The following is a 20,618-nucleotide window of genomic DNA, read 5'->3' as shown; positions in this document are numbered from 1 at the left end:
AGGGCCTTTGCCTTTCGGCTGCCTTTCGGCCGGACCGACTTTATCAGAGATATCTGAGTCGGAATTCCCGGCCTCTTCCAGGAAGTGGCCCGAGCACACAAGTGTGCCGGGTTCCTGTGCAGGCGGAGACGTAAACGTACTGGAGCGGGGCTCCCCGACGCAAATCGAGGAGCCCCGCTCACACGCGCCCGGGCACGCACGCCCGGTGAGGGGCTGTCAGACGTCGACGACGACCGGGAGGATCATCGGGCGGCGGCGGTAGCTGTCGGATACCCATTTGCCCAGCGTGCGGCGGATGAGCTGCTGGAGCTGATGGGGTTCCACGATGCCGTCCTGGGCCGCCTTGGCGATGGCCTCTTCGATCTTCGGGATGATCGCGTCAAAGGCCGCGTCCTCGATGCCGGAGCCGCGGGCATGGATGTGCGGGCCGCCGACGACCTTGCCTGTCGTGGAGTCGACCACGACGAAGGCCGAGATGATGCCCTCGTCGCCGAGGAGCCGGCGGTCCTTGAGCGCCGCCTCGGTGACATCGCCGACCGACAGTCCGTCGACGTACACATAGCCGGCCTGGACCTTGCCGACGATCCTGGCCTTGCCGTCGACCAGGTCGACCACGACGCCGTCCTCGGCGATCACGATGTGGTCCTTGGGGACGCCGGTAAGAGCGCCGAGCTCGGCGTTGGCGCGCAGATGACGCCACTCGCCGTGGACCGGCATCAGATTCCGCGGCTTGCAGATGTTGTAGAAGTACAGCAGTTCGCCGGCCGAGGCATGGCCCGAGACATGGACCTTGGCATTGCCCTTGTGGACGACGTTCGCGCCCCAGCGGGTCAGTCCGTTGATCACGCGGTAGACGGCGTTCTCATTGCCCGGGATGAGGGACGACGCAAGGATCACCGTGTCGCCCTGGACGATGCGGATCTGGTGGTCGCGGTTGGCCATGCGGGACAGGGCCGCCATGGGCTCGCCCTGACTGCCCGTGCAGACGAGCACGATCTCGTCGTCTGGCAGGTCGTCCAGCGTCTTGACGTCGACGACCAGGCCGGCGGGCACCCTCAGGTAGCCAAGATCCCGGGCGATGCCCATGTTCCGGACCATCGAGCGACCGACGAAGGCGACCCTTCTGCCGTACTCATGGGCCGCGTCGAGAATCTGCTGGATGCGGTGGACATGGCTGGCGAAGCTGGCGACGATGATGCGCTTCTGCGCGTTGGCGAAGACCTGCCGCAGGACGTTGGAGATATCCCGCTCGGGCGGGACAAAGCCGGGGACCTCGGCATTCGTCGAATCGGAGAGCAGGAGGTCGATGCCCTCCTCGCCCAGCTTGGCAAAGGCCCGCAGATCCGTCAGGCGGCCGTCCAGCGGAAGCTGGTCCATCTTGAAGTCACCGGTGTGCACCACCATGCCCGCGGGTGTGCGGATGGCGACGGCCAGCGCGTCCGGGATGGAGTGGTTGACCGAGACGAACTCGCAGTCGAAGGGGCCGATGCGCTCGCGGTGCCCCTCGGCGACTTCAAGGGTGTAGGGGCGGATGCGGTGCTCCTGGAGCTTCGCCTCGATCAGGGCGAGCGTCAGCTTGGAGCCGATCAGCGGAATGTCGGGCTTCAGCCGGAGCAGGAACGGAACACCGCCGATGTGGTCCTCGTGACCGTGCGTGAGCACGATGCCTTCGACGTCGTCGAGGCGGTCCCGGAGCGTGGTGAAGTCCGGCAGGATCAGGTCGACTCCGGGCTGCTCCTCCTCAGGGAAGAGCACGCCGCAGTCGACGATCAGCAGCCGGCCGTCGTACTCGAAGACCGTCATGTTCCGGCCGATCTCGCCCAGCCCGCCCAGCGGGGTGACGCGCAGGCCGCCCTTGGGGAGCTTCGGCGGAGCGCCGAGTTCAGGATGCGGATGACTCAAAAGACTCTCCTCACCATGTACGCCCCACGCACCGTCGAGGCACGTGGCGTACATGACATTCGTGCACTTGCTGTTGTCGTCGTCCGCCGTACGCCGGTCGGACTGCTTCGCGTATTCAGTTATGAAGTCTTACGAAGTCCGTTGTCTTCAGCAGTACCCCGCCGGCGTCACAGCTGTACCCCGCCTGCTGCCAGGTCGATCCTGAGCTGGGCCGTTTCCTCCGGGGAGAGCTCCACAAGCGGAAGGCGCAGCGGGCCGGCCGGCAGGCCCTTGAGCGTGAGCGCGGCCTTGGTGGTGATCACACCCTGGGTGCGGAACATACCCGTGAAGACGGGGAGCAGCTGCTGGTGGATCACGATGGCCTTGGAGACGTCGCCGCTGAGGTGGGCTTCGAGGAGGGCGCGCAGCTCCGGGGTGACGACATGGCCGACGACGGAGACAAAGCCGACGGCGCCGACCGACAGGAGGGGGAGGTTGAGCATGTCGTCGCCGGAGTACCAGGCCAGCCCGGACCGGGCGATGGCCCAGCTGGCACGGCCGAGGTCGCCCTTGGCGTCCTTGTTGGCGACGATGCGCGGATGGTCGGCAAGGCGGACGATCGTCTCGGTGTCGATGGGGACCCCGCTGCGGCCCGGGATGTCATACAGCATCACGGGCAGCTCGGTGGCGTCGGCGATCGCCGTGAAGTGGCGGAGCAGGCCCTCCTGAGGGGGCTTGTTGTAGTACGGGGTGACCGCGAGCAGGCCGTGCGCGCCGGCACGCTCGGCGGCGCGGGCGAGCTCAATGCTGTGGCGGGTGTCGTTGGTGCCGATGCCGGCGACGACATGGGCCCGGTCTCCGACCGCTTCCAGGACCGCTCGTACGAGCTGGTCTTTCTCCGCATCGCTGGTGGTGGGCGACTCTCCGGTGGTGCCGTTGACGATCAGGCCGTCATTGCCTGCGTCCACCAGATGGGCGGCCAGCGCCTGGGCGCCGGAAAGATCGAGAGCGCCGTCCGCCGTGAAGGGCGTGACCATGGCGGTGAGGACCCGACCGAAGGGGGTCTGCGGGGTGGAGATCGGTGCCATGGGTAACACGCTACTCGCTGCTCAGCGGGGTGTGTCCCCTCGGGGGACGTGACGTATGACCTGACATGCGGAGCCCGGCACTGCCTGCTCGGGGGTTCAAGCAGTGCCGGGTCCGTTTGATCAGCCTAGATGAAGTTCTTGAAACGTCGCAATACGGACACTTCGCGGGGCCGATTCAAACGTTTGCCCCTTTTAACCGCTTCACCGCTCCCCTCAGGGGGCAATGCGGCCGTTGGCGTTGAAGGCGGCATAGGTCAGCGGCATAAGCCTGGCCCAGTGCTCTTCCATCTTCTCGCCGACCATCTCGATCTCACGTTGTGGGAAGGACGGGACCTTCGCCATCTCGTGCTGCGTACGCAGACCGAGGAAGTGCATCAGCGAGCGGGCATTGCAGGTGGCGTACATGGAGGAGTACAGACCGACGGGAAGGACCGAGCGGGCCACCTCGCGGGCGACGCCGTCCGCCAGCATCTTCTGGTACGCCTCGTACGCCTGGGCGTAGGACTCCTCCATCGCGGTGCGGGCCGTGGCGTGCTGTGCCTCGGTGCCCTCGACGAAGACATACTTGCCGGGCCGCCCCTCCTGCACGAGCTTGCGGTCCTGCCCCGGGACATAGAAGACCGGCAGGAGCTCCCGGTAGCGCCCCGACTCCTCGTTGTACGACCAGCCCACGCGGTGCCGCATGAACTCGCGGAAGACGAAGATCGGGGCGCTGATGAAGAACGTCATCGAGTTGTGCTCGAAGGGGCTGCCGTGCCGGTCCCGCATCAGGAAGTTGATCAGGCCCTTGGAACGCTCCGGGTCCTTGGTGAGCTCTTCGAGGGACTGCTCACCGAGAGTCGAGACACGCGCTGCCCAGAGCACGTCCGAGTCCTGGGCGCTGCTTCTCACCAGTTCCACGGTCACATCACTGCGGAACTCGGGCTCAGCGCTGTCAGCGGGGGTAGGGGGCACTGGGGTCCTTCCGGTTACGACGGCGGCGACCACTCTAACGAGCGGCTCAGCCGGGCCGAACGGGGGCCGGAGAGATTTACGGCACCAAATGGCGCTTTCTCTCGTCTGTACCAGTAGCACCGATCAAACACCAGCTTGAGGAGGGCACCCTCATGTTCAGCCGGCGAGAGGCCGTTCCGTTCGCATTCGTCGCGGATGCCGATCGCTTCCGCAGTAACGTCACTCCTCCGCCGCGCGAACGTCCCAGCTTCTCTCAGCTCGCGGGCCGTACGCTGATCGGGCTGACCCTCGTGTCCGGACTGGTCGGCTCGCTGCTCTTCGGGCTGCCCGCGCTGGAGACCAGCCAGTCGCCGGGGCATACGCAGCAGTCCACGGCCACCGACGGGCGCTGATCAGGCGGGCGCTGATCAGGCCGCCCCTGACGTGGTCGGCCCGGGACCGCCTCGATAGCCTCACCGGTCACAGCCCAATGAGTGCAAACGAGTGCGCCGTCCCGCGTGCGCTGGTGAGTGAGGAACCGTCGTGCCCCTGCCCTTTCTGACGGCCGACCGTACATTCGACGCGGATCCATCCGACGCCGCGCTGCCCTTCGACGACCACGACGAGTGGCGACGCCCCTACCGGCCGGGCCCCTGGCGGGTGGGCACGGCCGCGCTGCTGCTGCTCCTGGCCTCGTTCGTGTTCCTCGCGGCGATGATCGTCGCCTTTGCCGGGGCCCTGGACGGCGCCGCGGTATGCCTGGGCGTGGGGCTCGCCCTCGTCGCGGTGGCGCTGCGGCTGCTGCGTATGGGCGTGTGGGTGAGCCGCCATGGTCTGCGGCGGGTGAGGTTCTTCGCCACCGCCACGCTGGCGTGGGGCGAGGTCGAGGCCGTACGGACGGTGCAGCAGCCGGTGCGCTGGCTGGGCATGCCGCGCACCGTGCAGGGGCAGGCGCTGGTCCTCGTCCGGCGGGGCGGGGCGGGTGGGGCGGTGCCGCTGCTCACGGACCACAACGCGGATTTTCTGGCGCGGGCGGTGGCGTTTGACCGGGCCGCGGATGCGGTGGAGGCGTGGGCGGCCGAGTACCGGTCGTAACTGGGGGCAAGCCCCCAGACCCCCGTACGGCCTCCGGCCGTGTCCTCAAACGCCGGACGGGCTCAAATGAGCCTCGCCTGGGGGTACCGCCCAGCGGTAGCTGGGGGAGATTGAGGCGCGGGGGTCCGGGGGCGGAGCCCCCGGTTGGGTCAGGCGCGGCGCTCGTGGAGGGCGATCGCGTGTTGCATCGCCTTGCGGGCGCGTGGGGTGTCGCGGGCGTCGTGGTAGGCCACGGCGAGGCGGAACCAGCAGCGCCAGTCGTCGGGGGCGTCCTCCGTCTCGGCGCGCCGTCTGGCAAAGACCGCGTCCGCCGATTCCCGGTCGATACGGCCGCTCGGGGTGCGCACCAGTTCGTCGACCGGCAGTCCGCCCTCTGACTCCAGCTGTGCGGCCAGCTTGTTGGCCTTGGTGACGAACTGGGTGTTCTTCCAGAGGAACCAGACGCCGATCAGCGGCAGGATCAGCACCGCGACCCCGAAGGTGACGGTGAGCGCGGTGCCCTCCTGGATCAGGAGCAGGCCCCGGCTGCCGACCAGGACGAAGTAGACGACCAGGACGGCAGCCGTGATGAAGTACGTGATCTTTGCGCGCATGGCGGTCCGCTCAGCCCAGGTCGAGGAAGTGTTCCAGGCCGAAGGTCAGGCCCGGGGCGCCCACCACTCGGCGGACGCCCAGCAGGATGCCCGGCATAAAGCTGCTGTGGTGCAGCGAGTCATGGCGGACGGTGAGGGTCTCGCCCTCCCCGCCGAGCAGCACCTCCTGGTGGGCCAGCAGGCCGCGGAGCCGTACGGCGTGCACCGGCACACCGTCGACGTCCGCGCCGCGGGCGCCGTCCAGGGCGGTCGTCGTGGCGTCGGGCTGCGGGGCGCAGCCGGCCTCCGCGCGGGCCGCGGCGATCAGCTGGGCGGTGCGGGTGGCGGTGCCCGAAGGAGCGTCGGCCTTGTTCGGGTGGTGCAGCTCGACGACCTCGACCGACTCGAAGTAGGGCGCGGCGATCTGCGCGAACTTCATGGTGAGGACCGCGCCGATGGAGAAGTTGGGCGCGATGAGCACACCGGTCTGCGGCGCGGCGTCGAGGGAGGTGCGCAGATGCGCGAGGCGCTCGTCGGTCCAGCCGGTGGTGCCGACGACGGCGTGGATGCCGTGGCGTACCAGGAAGTCGAGGTTGCCCATCACCGAGGCGGGAGTGGTCAGCTCGACCGCGACCTGGACCCCCTGGTCGACGAGGGTCTCCAGCTTGTCGCCGCGTCCGAGCGCCGCGACCAGTTCCATGTCCTCGGCGGCCTCCACGGCCCGTACGGCTTCGGAGCCGATCCGCCCCTTGGCTCCGAGGACGGCCACGCGCAGCTTGCTCATTGCTCTTGCTCTCCCTACGAGAAGGATCTAGGAAACGGCTTCGTGCAGTCGGTCGGCCTGTTTGTCCTTCAGCGGGCCGATCACCGACAGCGAGGGACGCCGTCCCAGGACGTCGGCGGCGACGGCGCGTACGTCGTCGGGTGTGACCGCGGCTATTTTCGCGAGCATGTCGTCGACGGACATCTGGGCGCCCCAGCACAGCTCGCTCTTGCCGATGCGGTTCATCAGCGCGCCGGTGTCCTCAAGCCCGAGGACGGTGGAGCCGGAGAGCTGTCCGACGGCACGGGCGATCTCGTCGTCCGGCAGTCCTTCGGCGGCGACGCGCTCCAGTTCGCCGCGGCAGATCTTGAGCACGTCGTGGACCTGGCTGGGGCGGCAGCCCGCGTACACGCCGAAGAGCCCGCAGTCGGCGAAGCCGGAGGTGTATGAGTACACGCTGTAGGCGAGGCCGCGCTTCTCCCGGACCTCCTGGAAGAGACGGGAGGACATGCCGCCGCCGAGGGCGGTGTTGAGGACGCCCATGGCCCAGCGGCGCTCGTCGGTGCGGGCGAGGCCGGGCATGCCGAGGACGACATGGACCTGCTCGGTCCTGCGGTCGATCAGATCGACCCGGCCGGCGGTGCGCAGGGAGCGGTGGCCGTCGCGCGGGGCGAGCGGCAGCGCGGCGGTGTCGCCGAGGGCGCCGGCCCTGTCGAAGGCGCGGCGGACCTGGCGTACGACGGCAGCGTGGTCGACGTTGCCCGCGGCGGCCACGACCAGGTGGGTGGGGTCGTAGTGCTTCTTGTAGAAGCGGCGCACGCGGTCGGCGGTCAGCGCGCTCACGGTGTCGACGGTGCCCAGGACGGGGCGGCCGAGCGGGGTGTCGCCGAACATGGTGCGGGCGAACAGATCGTGGACGCAGTCGCTCGGGTCGTCCTCCGTCATCGCGATCTCTTCGAGGATCACGCCGCGCTCGGCGTCGACGTCCTCCTGGTGGATCAGCGAGCCGGTGAGCATGTCGCAGACGACGTCGATGGCGAGCGGCAGATCGGTGTCGAGTACCCGCGCGTAGTAGCACGTGTACTCCTTGGCCGTGAAGGCGTTCATCTCGCCGCCGACGGCGTCGATGGCGGCGGAGATGTCGAGGGCGGAGCGCCGCTGTGTGCCCTTGAACAGCAGATGCTCAAGATAGTGCGTGGCGCCGCCGAGCGACGGCGTCTCGTCGCGGGAGCCGACGTGCGCCCAGATGCCGAAGGTCGCCGACCGTACGGAGGGCAGGGTTTCGGTGACGATGCGCAGTCCGCCGGGGAGGGTGGTGCGGCGGACGGTGCCGATGCCGTCCTTGCCCTTGAGGAGCGTTTGGGTACGGGCGACGGCCCGCGCCTCCGGGGAGGTGCGGGCCGTCGGCCGGGGACTACGGGAGGTCACTTGGCGGCGTCGTCCTTCGCCTCGTCGCCTTCTTCACCCTCGATCACGGGGATGAGGGAGAGCTTGCCGCGGGAGTCGATCTCCGCGATCTCCACCTGGACCTTGGAGCCCACCGCGAGCACGTCCTCGACGTTCTCCACGCGCTTGCCGCCGGCGAGCTTGCGGATCTGCGAGATGTGCAGCAGGCCGTCCTTGCCGGGGAGCAGGGAGACGAACGCGCCGAAGGTGGTGGTCTTGACGACCGTGCCCAGGTAGCGCTCGCCGACCTCCGGCATGGTCGGGTTGGCGATGCCGTTGATCGTGGCGCGGGCGGCCTCGGCGGCCGGGCCGTCGGCGGCGCCGATGTAGATGGTGCCGTCGTCCTCGATCGTGATGTCGGCGCCGGTGTCCTCCTGGATCTGGTTGATCATCTTGCCCTTGGGGCCGATGACCTCGCCGATCTTGTCCACGGGGATCTTGACGGTGATGATCCGCGGGGCGTTGGGGGACATCTCGTCCGGGGTGTCGATCGCTTCCATCATCACGTCCAGGATGTGGAGGCGGGCGTCACGGGCCTGCTTGAGGGCCGCGGCCAGGACGGAGGCCGGGATGCCGTCCAGCTTGGTGTCGAGCTGGAGGGCGGTGACGAACTCCTTGGTGCCGGCCACCTTGAAGTCCATGTCGCCGAAGGCGTCCTCCGCACCGAGGATGTCGGTGAGGGTGACGTAGTGGGTCTCGCCGTCGACCTCCTGGGAGATCAGGCCCATGGCGATGCCGGCGACGGGGGCCTTGAGCGGCACACCGGCGTTCAGCAGCGACATGGTGGAGGCGCAGACGGAGCCCATGGAGGTGGAGCCGTTGGAGCCGAGCGCCTCGGAGACCTGGCGGATGGCGTACGGGAACTCCTCGCGCGTGGGCAGCACCGGCACGAGCGCGCGCTCGGCGAGCGCGCCATGGCCGATCTCACGGCGCTTGGGGGAGCCGACGCGGCCGGTCTCGCCGGTGGAGTACGGCGGGAAGTTGTAGTTGTGCATGAAGCGCTTGCGGGTCACCGGGGAGAGGGTGTCCAGCATCTGCTCCATGCGCAGCATGTTGAGCGTGGTGACGCCCAGGATCTGGGTCTCGCCGCGCTCGAACAGGGCGGAGCCGTGGACCCGCGGGATGGCCTCGACCTCGGCGGCGAGCGTACGGATGTCCGTGACGCCGCGGCCGTCGATGCGCTTCTTCTCCTTGATGACGCGCTCACGGACCAGGGTCTTGGTCAGCGAGCGGTAGGCGGCGGAGATCTCCTTCTCGCGGCCCTCGAACTCCGGAAGCAGCTTCTCGGCGGCGAGCTGCTTGACGCGGTCGAGCTCCGCCTCGCGCTCCTGCTTGCCGGCGATGGTCAGCGCCTGGGCCAGCTCGGGGCGGACGGCGGCGGTGAGCGCCTCCAGGACGTCGTCCTCGTAGTCGAGGAAGACCGGGAACTCGCCGGTCGGCTTGGCGGCCTTGGCGGCGAGGTCCGACTGGGCCTTGCACAGGACCTTGATGAAGGGCTTGGCGGCCTCAAGCCCGGCGGCGACGATCTCCTCGGTCGGCGCCTCGGCGCCGCCCTTGACAAGCTCGACCGTCTTCTCGGTGGCCTCGGCCTCGACCATCATGATCGCGACATCGCCGTCCGGCAGGACACGGCCGGCGACGACCATGTCAAAGACGGCGTCCTCCAGCTCGGTGTGCGTCGGGAAGGCGACCCACTGGCCCTTGATCAGGGCGACGCGAGTGCCGCCGATCGGGCCGGAGAAGGGCAGGCCCGCGAGCTGCGTGGAGCAGGAGGCGGCGTTGATGGCGACCACGTCGTAGAGGTGGTCGGGGTTGAGGGCCATGATCGTCTCAACGACCTGGATCTCGTTGCGCAGGCCCTTCTTGAAGGAGGGGCGCAGCGGCCGGTCGATCAGCCGGCAGGTGAGGATGGCGTCCTCGGAGGGGCGGCCCTCACGGCGGAAGAAGGAGCCGGGGATCTTGCCGGCGGAGTACATCCGCTCCTCGACGTCCACCGTCAGGGGGAAGAAGTCGAGCTGGTCCTTGGGGTTCTTGGAAGCGGTGGTGGCCGACAGGACCATGGTCTCGTCGTCCAGATACGCCACGGCGGAGCCGGCGGCCTGCTTGGCCAGGCGGCCCGTCTCGAAGCGGATGGTGCGGGTGCCGAAGGAGCCGTTGTCGATGACGGCCTCGGCGTAGTGGGTCTCGTTCTCCACTAGCGTTTTCTCCTACGTTTCGTCTGTCGCCCGGTCGCCCGTGTGGCGGGGGCGGGGCGGAGAAGCGCTTCGCTTTGCGGGCCGGTCTTCGATCGAAGCACCCGGGGTGATGGCTCCGGGGGCCACTACCGAGGACCGGCGGCCGGCGGTGAGGCGGCTTCTCCTCGTTTTGCTCTGCGCGACCAGACTAGTTCCCTTCCGGGAGGTCACGCACGCAGAGCGACGGCAGCTGTGGACAAGCGGCCGCGCATACGGCGAAGGGAGCGGCCCCCTGTCGAGTGGGAACCGCTCCCTTCACAGCGTCTTACTTGGCGCCGGCCGCGCCGCGGCGGATGCCGAGGCGGTCGACCAGCGCACGGAAGCGCTGGATGTCCTTCTTGGCCAGGTACTGCAGCAGGCGGCGGCGCTGACCGACCAGGATCAGCAGACCACGGCGGGAGTGGTGGTCGTGCTTGTGGGTCTTGAGGTGCTCGGTCAGGTCCGAGATGCGGCGGGAGAGCAGCGCGACCTGGACCTCGGGGGAGCCGGTGTCGCCCTCCTTGGTGCCGAACTCGGCCATGATCTGCTTCTTCGTGGCGGCGTCGAGAGACACTCGGAACTCCTTCGTGTTCGTGCGCCCGCGAGTGCCCCTGGTCTTGGTCTCAGGGGAGCTTCCGTGACTCGGAGGCGAAGGTCCGATGAGCGCTGCGCCCAGAGCCGGGGGCTCCGGGGATTGCGTACACAAACGGCCGTCACACAGCGTACCAGCCCCCGGGAGCCGTTCCCTCCGCTCAGCTCGTCAGGGAGCGGGCGGCGCTGTAGACGTCCAGGACGGCTAGGCAGAGCGGCACGAGGGAGAGCAGCACGGCGCCCTCCGCGAGGTCGAGCAGACGGCCCCAGAACGGGGACAGGCCCTTCTTGGGGATGACCAGGCCGATCGCGGTGAGCAGCGCGGCGCCCGCGGCGACCGCGGCGGTGAGCCAGACGGTGCGGATGTCGAGTCCGCCCCGGTCCCCGTACATCAGCAGGTCCTGGAGCAGAGCGGCGGGCGGGTTCAGGGACAGGCCGAGGATCAGCAGGGCGATGGCGGCGAGACCGGCGACCAGGGCGCAGGCGACCTGTGAGGTGTACCGGAAGAGCCGGGCGCGCAGCAGCATGGCGAGACCGGCGGCGAGGGCGAGGAGCTGCGCCCAGATGCCGTCGGCGAAGCCGAGGACGGCGGCGCAGCCCACGACGGCCGCGGCGCAGCCGCCGACGAGGCCGAGGAGCATCTCGTGGCCGCGGCGGGCCTGGGCGGCGATGCGGTCGGCGTCGACGGGCTCGGCGTCGGGGACGCCGCCCGTCTCGTCGGGGTCGGCGTCGAACGCGTCGGCGGCGGCGCTGTGCGGGGAGGCGTATCCGATGGGCAGCCGGGCGAACCGGGCGGACAGGCCGGGCAGGAAAGCGACGAGGCCGACGGCGACGGGTGCGACCACCGCGGCGGTCGAGGTGGCGGAGGCCTCGGTGAGGATCGCGATGAAAGTGGCGAGCGTGCCGACGGCGGCGAGGAAGGTGGTGGCGACGAAGGCGGCGTCGCCGCTCGGGGTGAGCGCGACCAGGGCGACGGAGGCGATCAGCACCGTGACACAGCCGAGCAGGAACTGAAGCTTTCCGGGGCCGCCGCCCGCGTCGGGCCCGATGATCCCGGAGCCGCCGATCAGCAGCAGGGGCAGCGCGCCGAGCCCCAGGGCGACGGCGGTGGCCCGGTCGGCGTAGACGCGGGCGCGCACTCCGGCGAAGGCGGTGAGCAGCACGCCGGCCGCGCCCGCGATGACTCCGGGCAGGCTGTGCATGTCGTGCCGGACGGGGTCGGCGAACCACAGGACGAAGCCCATCAGGACGAGCAGCAGCACTCCGCCGACGAGTCCGGCGGTGCGCAGCAGGTCGTCGCTCCACAGCCGGCGGTCGCGTACGACGGCGGAGGCGACGGCGTCGGAGACGTCGTCGAAGACCGCCGGGGGGAGGGATTCGGCGAAGGGGCGCAGGCTGAGGATCTCGCCGTCGAGGACCCGCTGGGCGGCGAGCGAGCGTGCGCTGTCGAGCACGGTGCCGTCACGGCGCACCAGGTGGTAGCCGGTGGGGGTGCCGGGGTCCTGGCTCTGGCCGGTGAGGCGCAGGATCTCCGGGTAGACGTCGGCGACGGCGATGTCCTCGGGGAGTGCGACGTCGATACGGCTGTCGGGCGCCACGACGGTGACGCGGCAGAAGCCGGTCGTTGCGGTCGTACTCACGTTTCTGGACCCCCTGGTTCGCGGCTGATCCGCCGGCTGATTCGCGGTTGCGCACCCCGGGCGGGCGCCCGGTGTGCTCCGGGCAAGCTCCGGGCGGGCGACCGGGTTTGATTCGCGGTTGCGCACGCTGAGCGCGGCCTCGCCTCCGGGCAGTGCGCCGTGACTGCGCGCGCCACCCTACCGGGCGGCGGTGTCGGCGGCTGCAAGTAGGATCGCCGTCGCGCGGAGTCGGGTTCCGCCAGCAGAAGACGTCGCGGGGGCGTCGGCGCAGCACTGCCGGACCGCCTTCTGCCGTACTGAGGGATTGATGCTCCGGTGAGCCAGATCGTCGTGAAACGCCCGCCCAGGGCGCTGCCGCCTGAAGTGCCCACGGACGAGCTGACCCTTCAGGCTCCTCCCGAGCTGCCGCGTGGCCAGCAGGAGGGCATGCTGATGCAGGTCCTGCCGGTGCTCGGCATGGGCTCGTCGGTGGTCTTCTTCTTCTCGCCGCAGGCCCCTCCCTTCATGCGCATCATGGGTGTGCTGATGCTGGTCTCGACGGTCGCGATGATCGTGGCCCAGGTGGTCCGCTACCGCCGCGGTACGCAGGGGCAAATGGCCGATGTGCGGCGCGACTATCTCAAATACCTGGCGCAGACGCGGCGTACGGTGCGCAAGACGGCGCGCAGGCAGCGCGATGCGCAGCTGTATCTGCACCCCTCTCCCGAGCAGCTGTGGTCGGTGGTGGCCGAGGGGTCGCGGCTGTGGGAACGGCGCGTGGGGGACGACGACTTCGCACAGGTGCGCATCGGTCTGGGGGCGCAGCAGCTGGCGACGCCGCTGATAGCGCCGGACACCGCTCCGGTGGATGAGCTGGAGCCGCTGGCGGCCGGTGCGATGCAGCGGTTCCTCGCGGTGCACGGCTCGCTGGACGGGCTGCCGATGGCGGTGTCGCTGCGCGCCTTCTACCACGTGACGGTCTCCGGGGAGCCGGAGTCCGCGCAGTCCACGGCGCGTGCCATGGTCGCGCAGCTGGTGACGCTGCACTCCCCCGAGGATCTGGTGGTCGCGGTGGTGGCGTCGCGGAGCGCCCAGGAGCGCTGGGACTGGACGAAGTGGCTGCCGCATACGCAGGTGCCGGGCCAGCTGGACGGCGCGGGCACGAAGCGGCTGTTCGGGGATGACCTGGGCGAGCTGGAGCAGTTGATGCACAGCAAGCTGGACGGACGTCCGCGCTTCAGCCGTGATGGCTCGCCGGTGCTGGACCAGCCGCATGTGATCGTGGTGCTGGACGGCGGGATGGTGCCGCCTGACTCGCTGTTCGCGGCGGCCGAGGGGCTGCAGGGCGTCACCATCGTCGAGGTGGTCCCGGGCGAGCTGGAGGAGCCGCGCGGCGGTCTGTCGGTCGTGGTGCGTCCGGGGCGGCTGCGGCTGGAGTCGGGCGCGGGGGTGGCGTACGAGGGTGTGCCGGACGCCATGTCGCTGCCGGCGGCCGAGGCGCTCGGGCGTCAGCTGGCGCCGCTGCGGATGGGCGGGGGCGACGACGACGAACCGCTGCTGGCGAACCTGGACTTCACGGATCTGCTGAACCTGGGGGACGCGGCGGGCATCGATGTGGCGCGCACCTGGCGGCCGCGGTCGACCGCGGAGCGGCTGCGGGTGCCGATCGGCGTGGGCGAGGACGGCCAGCCGGTGATGCTGGATCTGAAGGAGGCCGCGCAGGAGGGCATGGGCCCGCACGGGCTGTGTGTGGGCGCGACCGGTTCCGGCAAGTCCGAGCTGCTGCGCACCCTGGTGCTGGGGCTCGCGGTCACGCACTCCTCGGAGACGCTGAATTTCGTCCTCGCGGACTTCAAGGGCGGCGCGACGTTCGCGGGCATGTCGCAGATGCCGCATGTGGCGGCGGTCATCACCAATCTGTCCGACGATCTGACGCTGGTCGACCGCATGGGCGACGCGATCCGCGGCGAGCTGCAGCGCCGTCAGGAGCTGCTGCACAAGTCCGGCAACTACGCGAACATCCACGACTACGAGAAGGCGCGGGCGGCTGGCGCTCCGCTGGAGCCGCTGGCGTCGCTGGTGCTGGTGCTCGACGAGTTCTCCGAGCTGCTCACGGCCAAGCCGGACTTCATCGACATGTTCATCCAGATCGGCCGTATCGGCCGGTCGCTGGGCGTGCATCTGCTGCTGGCCTCGCAGCGTCTGGAGGAGGGCAAGCTGCGCGGTCTGGACACCTATCTGTCGTACCGGATCGGTCTGCGGACGTTCTCGGCGGCCGAGTCGCGGGCGGCGATCGGCGTGCCCGACGCCTACCATCTGCCGTCGGTGCCCGGTTCGGGCTATCTGAAGTTCGGCACGGAGGAGATGACCCGCTTCAAGGCGGCGTATGTGTCGGGGACGTACCGCACGGGCGGTCCCGAGCTGCCGGTGGGCCAGTTTCCGGTGGAGCGGCGGCCGGTGCTGTTCACGGCGGCCCCGGTGCCGGTGGTGTACGCGGCGCCCGATCCGGCGGCGGCCGCGTCCCGGTCGGCGGCGGACGAGGAGGACGACGCGCTGGCGGACACGGTGCTCGATGTGATCGTGCGCCGGCTGGAGGGCCAGGGCGTGCCCGCGCACCAGGTGTGGCTGCCGCCGCTGGACACGGCGCCCTCGCTGGACCAGCTGCTGCCGGGGCTCGCCCCGACGCAGGACCGGGGGCTCACGGCGACGGAGTACACGCGGCCGGGAGGTCTCACGGTGCCGCTCGGACTGATCGACAAGCCATTCGAGCAGCGGCGTGAGGTGCTGTACCGGGACTTCTCGGGTGCGGCGGGCCACATGATGGCAGTCGGCGGTCCGCAGTCCGGGAAGTCGACGCTGATGCGGACGCTGATCTCGTCGTTCGCGCTCACCCACACGCCGTCCGAGGTGCAGTTCTATGCGCTGGACTTCGGCGGCGGCGGTCTTTCGTCGCTGGCGGACCTGCCGCATGTGGGCGGGGTCGCCTCCCGGCTGGACCCGGAGCGGGTGCGCCGCGCGGTCGCCGAGGTGCTGGGCGTGCTCAACAGGCGCGAGGAGTTCTTCCGCGCCCAGGGCATCGACTCCATCGCCACCTACCGGCGCAAGCGGGCGGCGGGTGAGCTGCCCGGTGAGGCATGGGGCGATGTCTTCCTGGTCATCGACGGCTGGGGCCCGTTCAAGAACGACTACGAGGGTCTGGACGGCATCGTCGCGGACATCGCGGCCCGCGGTCTCGGCTATGGCGTCCATGTGGTGATCACCGCGGCGCGCTATATGGAGGTGCGGGCGGCGCTCAAGGACCAGATGCTGGGGCGTCTGGAGCTGCGGCTCGGTGATGTGATGGACTCCGAGTTCGACCGCAAGGTCGCGGCCAACGTTCCGGCGGGCGTGCCGGGGCGCGGCCAGGTTCCGGAGAAGCTGCACTTCATGAGCGCGCTGCCGCGGATCGACGGAAGCAGCTCGGCCATGGACCTCGCGGACGGCTCAGCGGCCTTCGTCGAGGCCGTCAAGAGCGCCTGGGCGGGCCCGCCGGCCCCGCCGATCCGGCTGCTGCCGCGCAAGCTGGAAGCGGACCGGCTGCCGAAGGGCTTCGAGTACCCGCAGCACGGCGTGGCCATCGGCATCGACGAGACCAACCTGGAGCCGGTGTTCGTCGACTTCGAGACGGACCCGTTCTTCCTGGTCTTCGGTGAGAGCGAGTCGGGCAAGACGAATCTGCTGCGGCTGCTCGGCAAGCAGATCTGCGAGCGGTACACCCCCGAAGAGGCGCGCATCATGGTCGGCGACTACCGGCGCACGATGCTGGAGGCGGTGCCGTCGTCCCATCTGCTGGAGTACGCGCCGATGGCGTCGTCCATGGAAGTCCATATGAACGCGATCAGCTCGCTGATGGAGAAGCGGGCGCCGCAGCCGGACATCACTCCGCAGCAGCTGCGGGACCGCAGTTGGTGGACCGGGCCGCAGCTCTTTGTGATCATCGATGACTATGAGCTGGTGACGACCAACTCCGGCAATCCGCTCTCGGTGCTGGTGGAACATCTGCCGTTCGCGCGGGACGTGGGCATCCGCTTCATCATCGCCCGTAATTCGGCCGGGGCTTCGCGAGCCATGTACGAGCCGGTCATGCAGCGTATGAAGGAGCTGGGCGCCCAGGGCGTGATCATGTCGGGCGATCCCGCGGAGGGCGACATCCTCGGCAATGTGCGGGCGCGTCCGATGCCGCAGGGCCGTGGCACGTTCGTCTCGCGCCGACGCGGCACGCCGCTGGTGCAGCTGGGCCTGTTGCCGGACCAGCACGGATAGTCGCCGCGCCGGAGTAGGGTGACACTGCAACTCGTTCGCCGCACCCTCGGGAGGGGACCGCGCCAATGGCTGACGCAAGTGAGAAGGAACGCCAGAAGGATGAGCTGTACGCGCTCGACATCTCCGGCGTCGAGTGGCTGAGCGCTCCGGGGACGAGTGAGGACGAGGAGCGGGTGGAGATCGCCCACCTGCCCGGCGGGGCCGTCGCCATGCGTTCTTCGCTGGACCCCGACACGGTGCTGCGGTACACGGAGGCGGAGTGGCGGGCGTTCGTCCTCGGGGCGCGGGACGGCGAGTTCGACCTCCAGTAGACCGCCGGCCGGCCCGGCCGATACGGCAAAGGGGGGTTGCCCGCGAGCGCGGGCAACCCCCCTTCGTGCGTGAGCCGGTACGGCTCAGGGCGTCTCAGTGCATCATGCGGAAACGGGCGGCGTTGCCCTTGTCCGTGTCCTGGTAGCCGATGACGGACTGGTCCAACAGGGCGGCGATCTTGGCCAGGTCCTGGTTGAGACCGTCCATGTCCTTGCCGACGTTGCCCTGGATGGTGACGTACGCCTCCCGGGTCTCACCGGTCCAGCCCTGGGCGACGTTGGCGACCTGCCCCATGAGGATGCGCAGCTGCTCGTTCAGGTGCGAGGCGGTGCCGCGGACGTCCCTGGCCGCCTGGGTCACGGTGTCGTAATTGACGGCAGTGGTCATGATGTGCTCCTAGTGACGAAGTTCAGCGAAGGCAACCGGATCAGAGGCTGAGGATGGCGCTGCTGCCCTGGGTCCGCTCCATGCCCTGGAAGGACTTGATGCGCTCGATCTCCTGGGCGTCGAAGCCGTCGGCGCTCATCTTGACCAGGTTCTCCAGGTTGTCCAGGTCTCGCTGAACATTGCGCAGCTGCTTGTTCAGGTCGCTCTGCACGACGTCGTACGCCTGGCTGGCCGCGCCCTTCCAGCCCGCCTGGATGCGGTCGACGACACCGTTCAGCGACGTGATGCGCGCATTGAGCTCCGCCTGGAAGGCATTGATCTTGCGCGCCAGCTCTGTGATCTCAGAACTGGTTACCTTGAGATTTTCGTCCGACATCTTTCCCCTTCTTCCTGCGACAGTGACTGTGACGGAAGCCGAATGGATGCCGCCCCCGTGCCGGACCAGTGCAACTGGTGTCCGGCGGTCACTCTAGTCAGTTGGAAACTGGTGTTCCAACTGCAAAGCCCCTCAAGGGGGCTTGGCTCAGTGGGCCCTTCTGCGCCGAGTGTCCCGGATGACGACCGCCGTCCCGGAGATCACCGCCACCAGTACGACGCCGATGCCCAGCGCATAGGTTGCATAGCGCTCCCTGCGTTCCTGCGGAGTCTCCGTCATGGCCAGATGGGCCGGTTCGGGCGCGGGCGGCTTGGGCGGGCCGGGGTCGGCGTGCGGGGCCTCAGGCGGACGGTCGGCGTCCGCTTCGAGGGCGCGGACCGGGTCGACGACGCCCCAGCCGACGTAGTCGTCACGGCCGTTGATGGTGCGCTCCGCGGTCTGCTCGATCTGAGCGACGATCTGATGCGCCTTCCACTGGGGGAACTTGGCCTTCAGCAGGGCCGCGACCCCGGCGACATACGGGGCGGAGAAGCTGGTGCCGTTGTCGATGCACTGGCCGTTGCCGGGGACGGTGGAGACGACGTCCACGCCCGGGGCTGCGACGCCCACGAACTCCCCCGCCTGGGAGAACGCGGCGCGTTCGTTGTTGCGGTCGGAGGAGGCGACGGCGAGGACGCCGGGGAAGGCGGCCGGATAGGTGTTCTTGACCTTGCCGTCCAGGCCGTCGTTGCCCGCGGAGGCGACGACCACGATCTCCTTGTCCAGGGCCCGCTGGACGGCCTTGCCGAGCGGCGACTGTGTGGTCAGCGGCTTGGTGGTGTCCTGGGAGATATTGATCACATGGGCGCCCTTGGCGATCGCATGGTCGATCGCGACCGCCATCGTCCGGTCGTTGCCGCTGTTCTTCTCGTCGTTCTGGCGGATCGGGATGATCGTCGCCTCGGGCGCCAGTCCCACGAAGCCGGTTCCCTTGCGGGGGCGGGCGGCGATGATGCCCGCGACTTTGGTCCCGTGGCCGACCTCGTCGACGGTGCCGTCGGTCTTGCCCCGCTTGTCGTCGCTCCCGGCTTCCTTGTCTGGCTTGAGCAGATCCTTGCCCGCGGAGGCGTCGACGGCCGCCTTGAGCTGCGGATTGTCGTTGTCGACGCCGGTGTCGACAACGGCGACGCGTATGCCCTTGCCCTTGGTGTCCTGCCAGAGCTCATCGAGCAGCACCCGCTGAAGCGGCCAGGGGATGCCCTCGATCTGCTTCCTCATGGGGAAGGTGCATTCGCCGCTGCCGTCGAGCCCGGCCGGGGCGGCCCCGACGGCGACGGCGGGCGGCGCGACGGCGGGCGGCGCGACGGCGAAGGCGGGCGGCGCGGCGCCCAGGCCGCCGCCGCAGAGCGCCGTCGCGGCGGCCAGCAGCGCGGCCTTGCGAGATGGTGCGGGCACGGTTCCCCCTTTTTACGAGCCCTGCGGCTGACGTGCGCTGTTGGTGTCCAGCCGCGGCCCCTTGGACAGGAACTCCGACCACACGATCGGCACCAGCGCCGGGGTGACGTTCTCATAGCCGAGCCGCACCTGCGCCTGGCTGGGCTCCGGACGGCCGTCCGACGGCTGCTCCCGACCGCCGGCCCCGATGTCGGAACGCTCCATGCTGCTGTCGCCGTTGGCCTGCACCGCGTACCGCAGACCGGTGTCCGTGACCAGGAAGAGGGAGCCGTCCGGCTTGGTCTGCTTGCCCTGGACCTGGGTGTAGAGCAGGCCGGAGCCGGGGGTGACATAGGTGCTGGTGCCGCCCGCGGTGATCTCTGCGGGGTAGCTGGAGCCGGCCCAGGTGGACAGGGTCGTACGGCCCTTGCCGTCGACCTTCCGCAGCACGCTGCAGACGGTGTCCCGCTCACCGTCCGCGGAGTTGACCTGCTTGGCCTTCAGCTCGGGCCAGCGCAGCCCCTCGCCGAAGACCTCGGTGTCGGGGGTGAAAGAGGCCGCGTCGACGGCGGCCGCCTCGCCCGCCATGTCGAGACCCGCGGTCTGCGGCGAGTTGATGAGCAGCCAGGCGGTGAAGTCCGAGACGGGCTGCACCTTGCCCGGCAGCACGACATAATGCTGAGGCCCGGTGCCGGTCGGGGCCTTGAGCACCATGCCGACCCGGTCCTGCGTCCCGGTCAGGCCCCCGCCCGCGCCCGCGCTCTCGCCGACCGGGCCGGGAATCCGCGGGAAGTCGACGGGGCTGCCCTCGTGCAGCGTGGCCAGCCAGTCGTCGGTGACCTGCTGCGGCTCCTTGCGCTCGCCGACCAGGGTGCGGGTGAGCACCTCGGCGTCCGCCTCGGTGCCCCGTACGAGATATTTGGTGCCGGAGGCGTCGACCAGATAGCGCGGCGAACCCTTCTGGCCCTGGACATAGAGGACTTCGCCGCCGGTGAGGCGGTTCTTGCCCTCGGTCAGCTTCAGATCGCGGTCCCCGAAGACGAACGCGGCCTTCTGCACGGACCTGCTCCTGCCGCCGCCCGGCTGCTCGCACACCGCCCACCGCTTGTCCTTGTCCGCCTCCTTGGCGGCGGGCAGCCGGTCGGGCGCGTACGGAATGCCGAGGATCGGGCCGCGCGGCGGCTTGCCCGCGTCCAGGATGTCGTCGCTGACCTGGATGACGCCGAACTCCTGCGGATTGAGCAGCAGCCGGGCCGAGGCGAGGTTCAGCACCGGGTGCAGCAGGGTCTTCTTGTCCTTGCCCTTGCCGGTGGTCAGGACGACATAGCGGGTGGTGGAGTCCTTGCCGACGATGACCTTGGCGCCGGGCTGCGCCCAGTCCTTCGGGGCCTTGGGCTTGAACATGCCGAACGCGCCGAAGCCCGCCAGGACCAGCGCGCCCACGATCAGACCGGGGACCACAGCCCGCAGGGGGCGCGGCGCGCCCTCCTCGGTTCCCGTGGGCGACGGCTGGAGGAATGCCGCCACCGTGCGCTTCTTCGCAAAGGTGTACGCGTTGAGCTCATCCCGCCGTGATGCCATGAGTCCCCATTGATGAAAAAGGCGCTGTCTCCCCGTGGGGGCCCTG

The 20,618-nt window shown here is 69.5% G+C and carries 17 protein-coding genes; 4 read left to right on the top strand and 13 right to left on the bottom strand.

The genetic code is table 11. From position 1 onward, the window contains the following. Nucleotides 1-216: 216 nt before the first annotated feature. The 3 genes from OF819_RS26225 to thyX all read right to left on the bottom strand — a co-directional run bounded on the left by OF819_RS26225 (nt 217) and on the right by thyX (nt 3,923). Nucleotides 217-1,902, bottom strand: coding sequence for a ribonuclease J (locus OF819_RS26225; protein WP_267246121.1), 1,686 nt, complete (start codon nt 1,900-1,902; stop codon nt 217-219). Between the two features lie 167 nt (nt 1,903-2,069). Continuing rightward, on the bottom strand, nt 2,070-2,969 hold the full coding sequence (gene dapA / locus OF819_RS26220; RefSeq protein ID WP_267246120.1) for a 4-hydroxy-tetrahydrodipicolinate synthase: 900 nt from the start codon (nt 2,967-2,969) through the stop codon (nt 2,070-2,072). Between the two features lie 213 nt (nt 2,970-3,182). Next, the gene (gene thyX, locus OF819_RS26215; protein ID WP_267246119.1) at nt 3,183-3,923 is read right to left on the bottom strand and encodes an FAD-dependent thymidylate synthase; all 741 of its coding nucleotides are present in this window, start codon (nt 3,921-3,923) and stop codon (nt 3,183-3,185) included. A gap of 152 nt (nt 3,924-4,075) precedes the next feature. On the opposite strand from thyX, the gene OF819_RS26210 reads away from it, so the two are divergent. Together OF819_RS26210 and OF819_RS26205 are read left to right on the top strand one after the other, a co-directional pair. Next, nucleotides 4,076-4,315: a hypothetical protein gene (locus OF819_RS26210; protein ID WP_267246118.1), complete on the top strand. Its 240-nt coding sequence runs from the start codon at nt 4,076-4,078 to the stop codon at nt 4,313-4,315. Between the two features lie 130 nt (nt 4,316-4,445). Beyond that, entirely contained in the window at nt 4,446-4,997 is a 552-nt protein-coding gene (locus OF819_RS26205) for a hypothetical protein (RefSeq protein WP_267246117.1), read from the top strand. A gap of 149 nt (nt 4,998-5,146) precedes the next feature. Here the strand turns inward: OF819_RS26205 and OF819_RS26200 are convergent, their stop codons facing one another. From OF819_RS26200 to eccD, 6 genes are all read right to left on the bottom strand, one after another. Next, nucleotides 5,147-5,590: a hypothetical protein gene (locus tag OF819_RS26200; RefSeq protein WP_267246116.1), complete on the bottom strand. Its 444-nt coding sequence runs from the start codon at nt 5,588-5,590 to the stop codon at nt 5,147-5,149. Nucleotides 5,591-5,600: 10 nt separating this feature from the next. Then, nucleotides 5,601-6,353 (bottom strand): 4-hydroxy-tetrahydrodipicolinate reductase, encoded by a 753-nt coding sequence (gene dapB, locus OF819_RS26195; RefSeq protein ID WP_267246115.1) that lies wholly within the window; start codon nt 6,351-6,353, stop codon nt 5,601-5,603. Nucleotides 6,354-6,380: 27 nt separating this feature from the next. Further along, the gene (locus tag OF819_RS26190; protein ID WP_267246114.1) at nt 6,381-7,760 is read right to left on the bottom strand and encodes a M16 family metallopeptidase; all 1,380 of its coding nucleotides are present in this window, start codon (nt 7,758-7,760) and stop codon (nt 6,381-6,383) included. Further along, the gene (locus OF819_RS26185; RefSeq protein WP_267246113.1) at nt 7,757-9,973 is read right to left on the bottom strand and encodes a polyribonucleotide nucleotidyltransferase; all 2,217 of its coding nucleotides are present in this window, start codon (nt 9,971-9,973) and stop codon (nt 7,757-7,759) included. The genes OF819_RS26190 and OF819_RS26185 overlap by 4 nt, the downstream gene beginning before the upstream one ends. A gap of 304 nt (nt 9,974-10,277) precedes the next feature. Beyond that, a complete protein-coding gene (gene rpsO, locus OF819_RS26180) occupies nt 10,278-10,565 on the bottom strand; it encodes a 30S ribosomal protein S15 (protein ID WP_031484852.1) in 288 nt (95 codons plus the stop codon). Nucleotides 10,566-10,743: 178 nt separating this feature from the next. After that, nucleotides 10,744-12,222, bottom strand: a complete 1,479-nt coding sequence (eccD, locus tag OF819_RS26175; protein WP_267246112.1) for a type VII secretion integral membrane protein EccD — start codon at nt 12,220-12,222, stop codon at nt 10,744-10,746. Nucleotides 12,223-12,537: 315 nt separating this feature from the next. Between eccD and eccCa the strand changes: the two genes are divergently transcribed. Both eccCa and OF819_RS26165 read left to right on the top strand, forming a co-directional pair. After that, entirely contained in the window at nt 12,538-16,503 is a 3,966-nt protein-coding gene (eccCa, locus tag OF819_RS26170; protein WP_267246111.1) for a type VII secretion protein EccCa, read from the top strand. A 65-nt stretch (nt 16,504-16,568) separates the two neighbouring features. Continuing rightward, entirely contained in the window at nt 16,569-16,814 is a 246-nt protein-coding gene (locus OF819_RS26165) for a DUF397 domain-containing protein (protein ID WP_267246110.1), read from the top strand. Nucleotides 16,815-16,908: 94 nt separating this feature from the next. On the opposite strand, the gene OF819_RS26160 is transcribed toward OF819_RS26165, so the two are convergent. The 4 genes from OF819_RS26160 to eccB all read right to left on the bottom strand — a co-directional run bounded on the left by OF819_RS26160 (nt 16,909) and on the right by eccB (nt 20,572). Then, a complete protein-coding gene (locus OF819_RS26160) occupies nt 16,909-17,202 on the bottom strand; it encodes a WXG100 family type VII secretion target (RefSeq protein ID WP_267246109.1) in 294 nt (97 codons plus the stop codon). A 40-nt stretch (nt 17,203-17,242) separates the two neighbouring features. Then, nucleotides 17,243-17,578 carry a WXG100 family type VII secretion target gene (locus OF819_RS26155; RefSeq protein ID WP_267246108.1) on the bottom strand — a complete coding sequence of 112 codons (336 nt, stop codon included), beginning with the start codon at nt 17,576-17,578 and terminating at the stop codon, nt 17,243-17,245. Between the two features lie 147 nt (nt 17,579-17,725). After that, nucleotides 17,726-19,012: a type VII secretion-associated serine protease mycosin gene (gene mycP / locus OF819_RS26150; protein WP_267246107.1), complete on the bottom strand. Its 1,287-nt coding sequence runs from the start codon at nt 19,010-19,012 to the stop codon at nt 17,726-17,728. A gap of 12 nt (nt 19,013-19,024) precedes the next feature. Then, entirely contained in the window at nt 19,025-20,572 is a 1,548-nt protein-coding gene (eccB, locus tag OF819_RS26145) for a type VII secretion protein EccB (protein ID WP_267246106.1), read from the bottom strand. Between the last annotated feature and the right edge of the window lie 46 nt (nt 20,573-20,618).

Origin of the sequence: Streptomyces sp. PR69 (assembly GCF_026420845.1) — a bacterium.
Taxonomy (GTDB): domain Bacteria; phylum Actinomycetota; class Actinomycetes; order Streptomycetales; family Streptomycetaceae; genus Streptomyces.
Note: the sequence above shows the minus strand (reverse complement) of the source record. Positions and strands in the feature narration are given on the sequence as shown.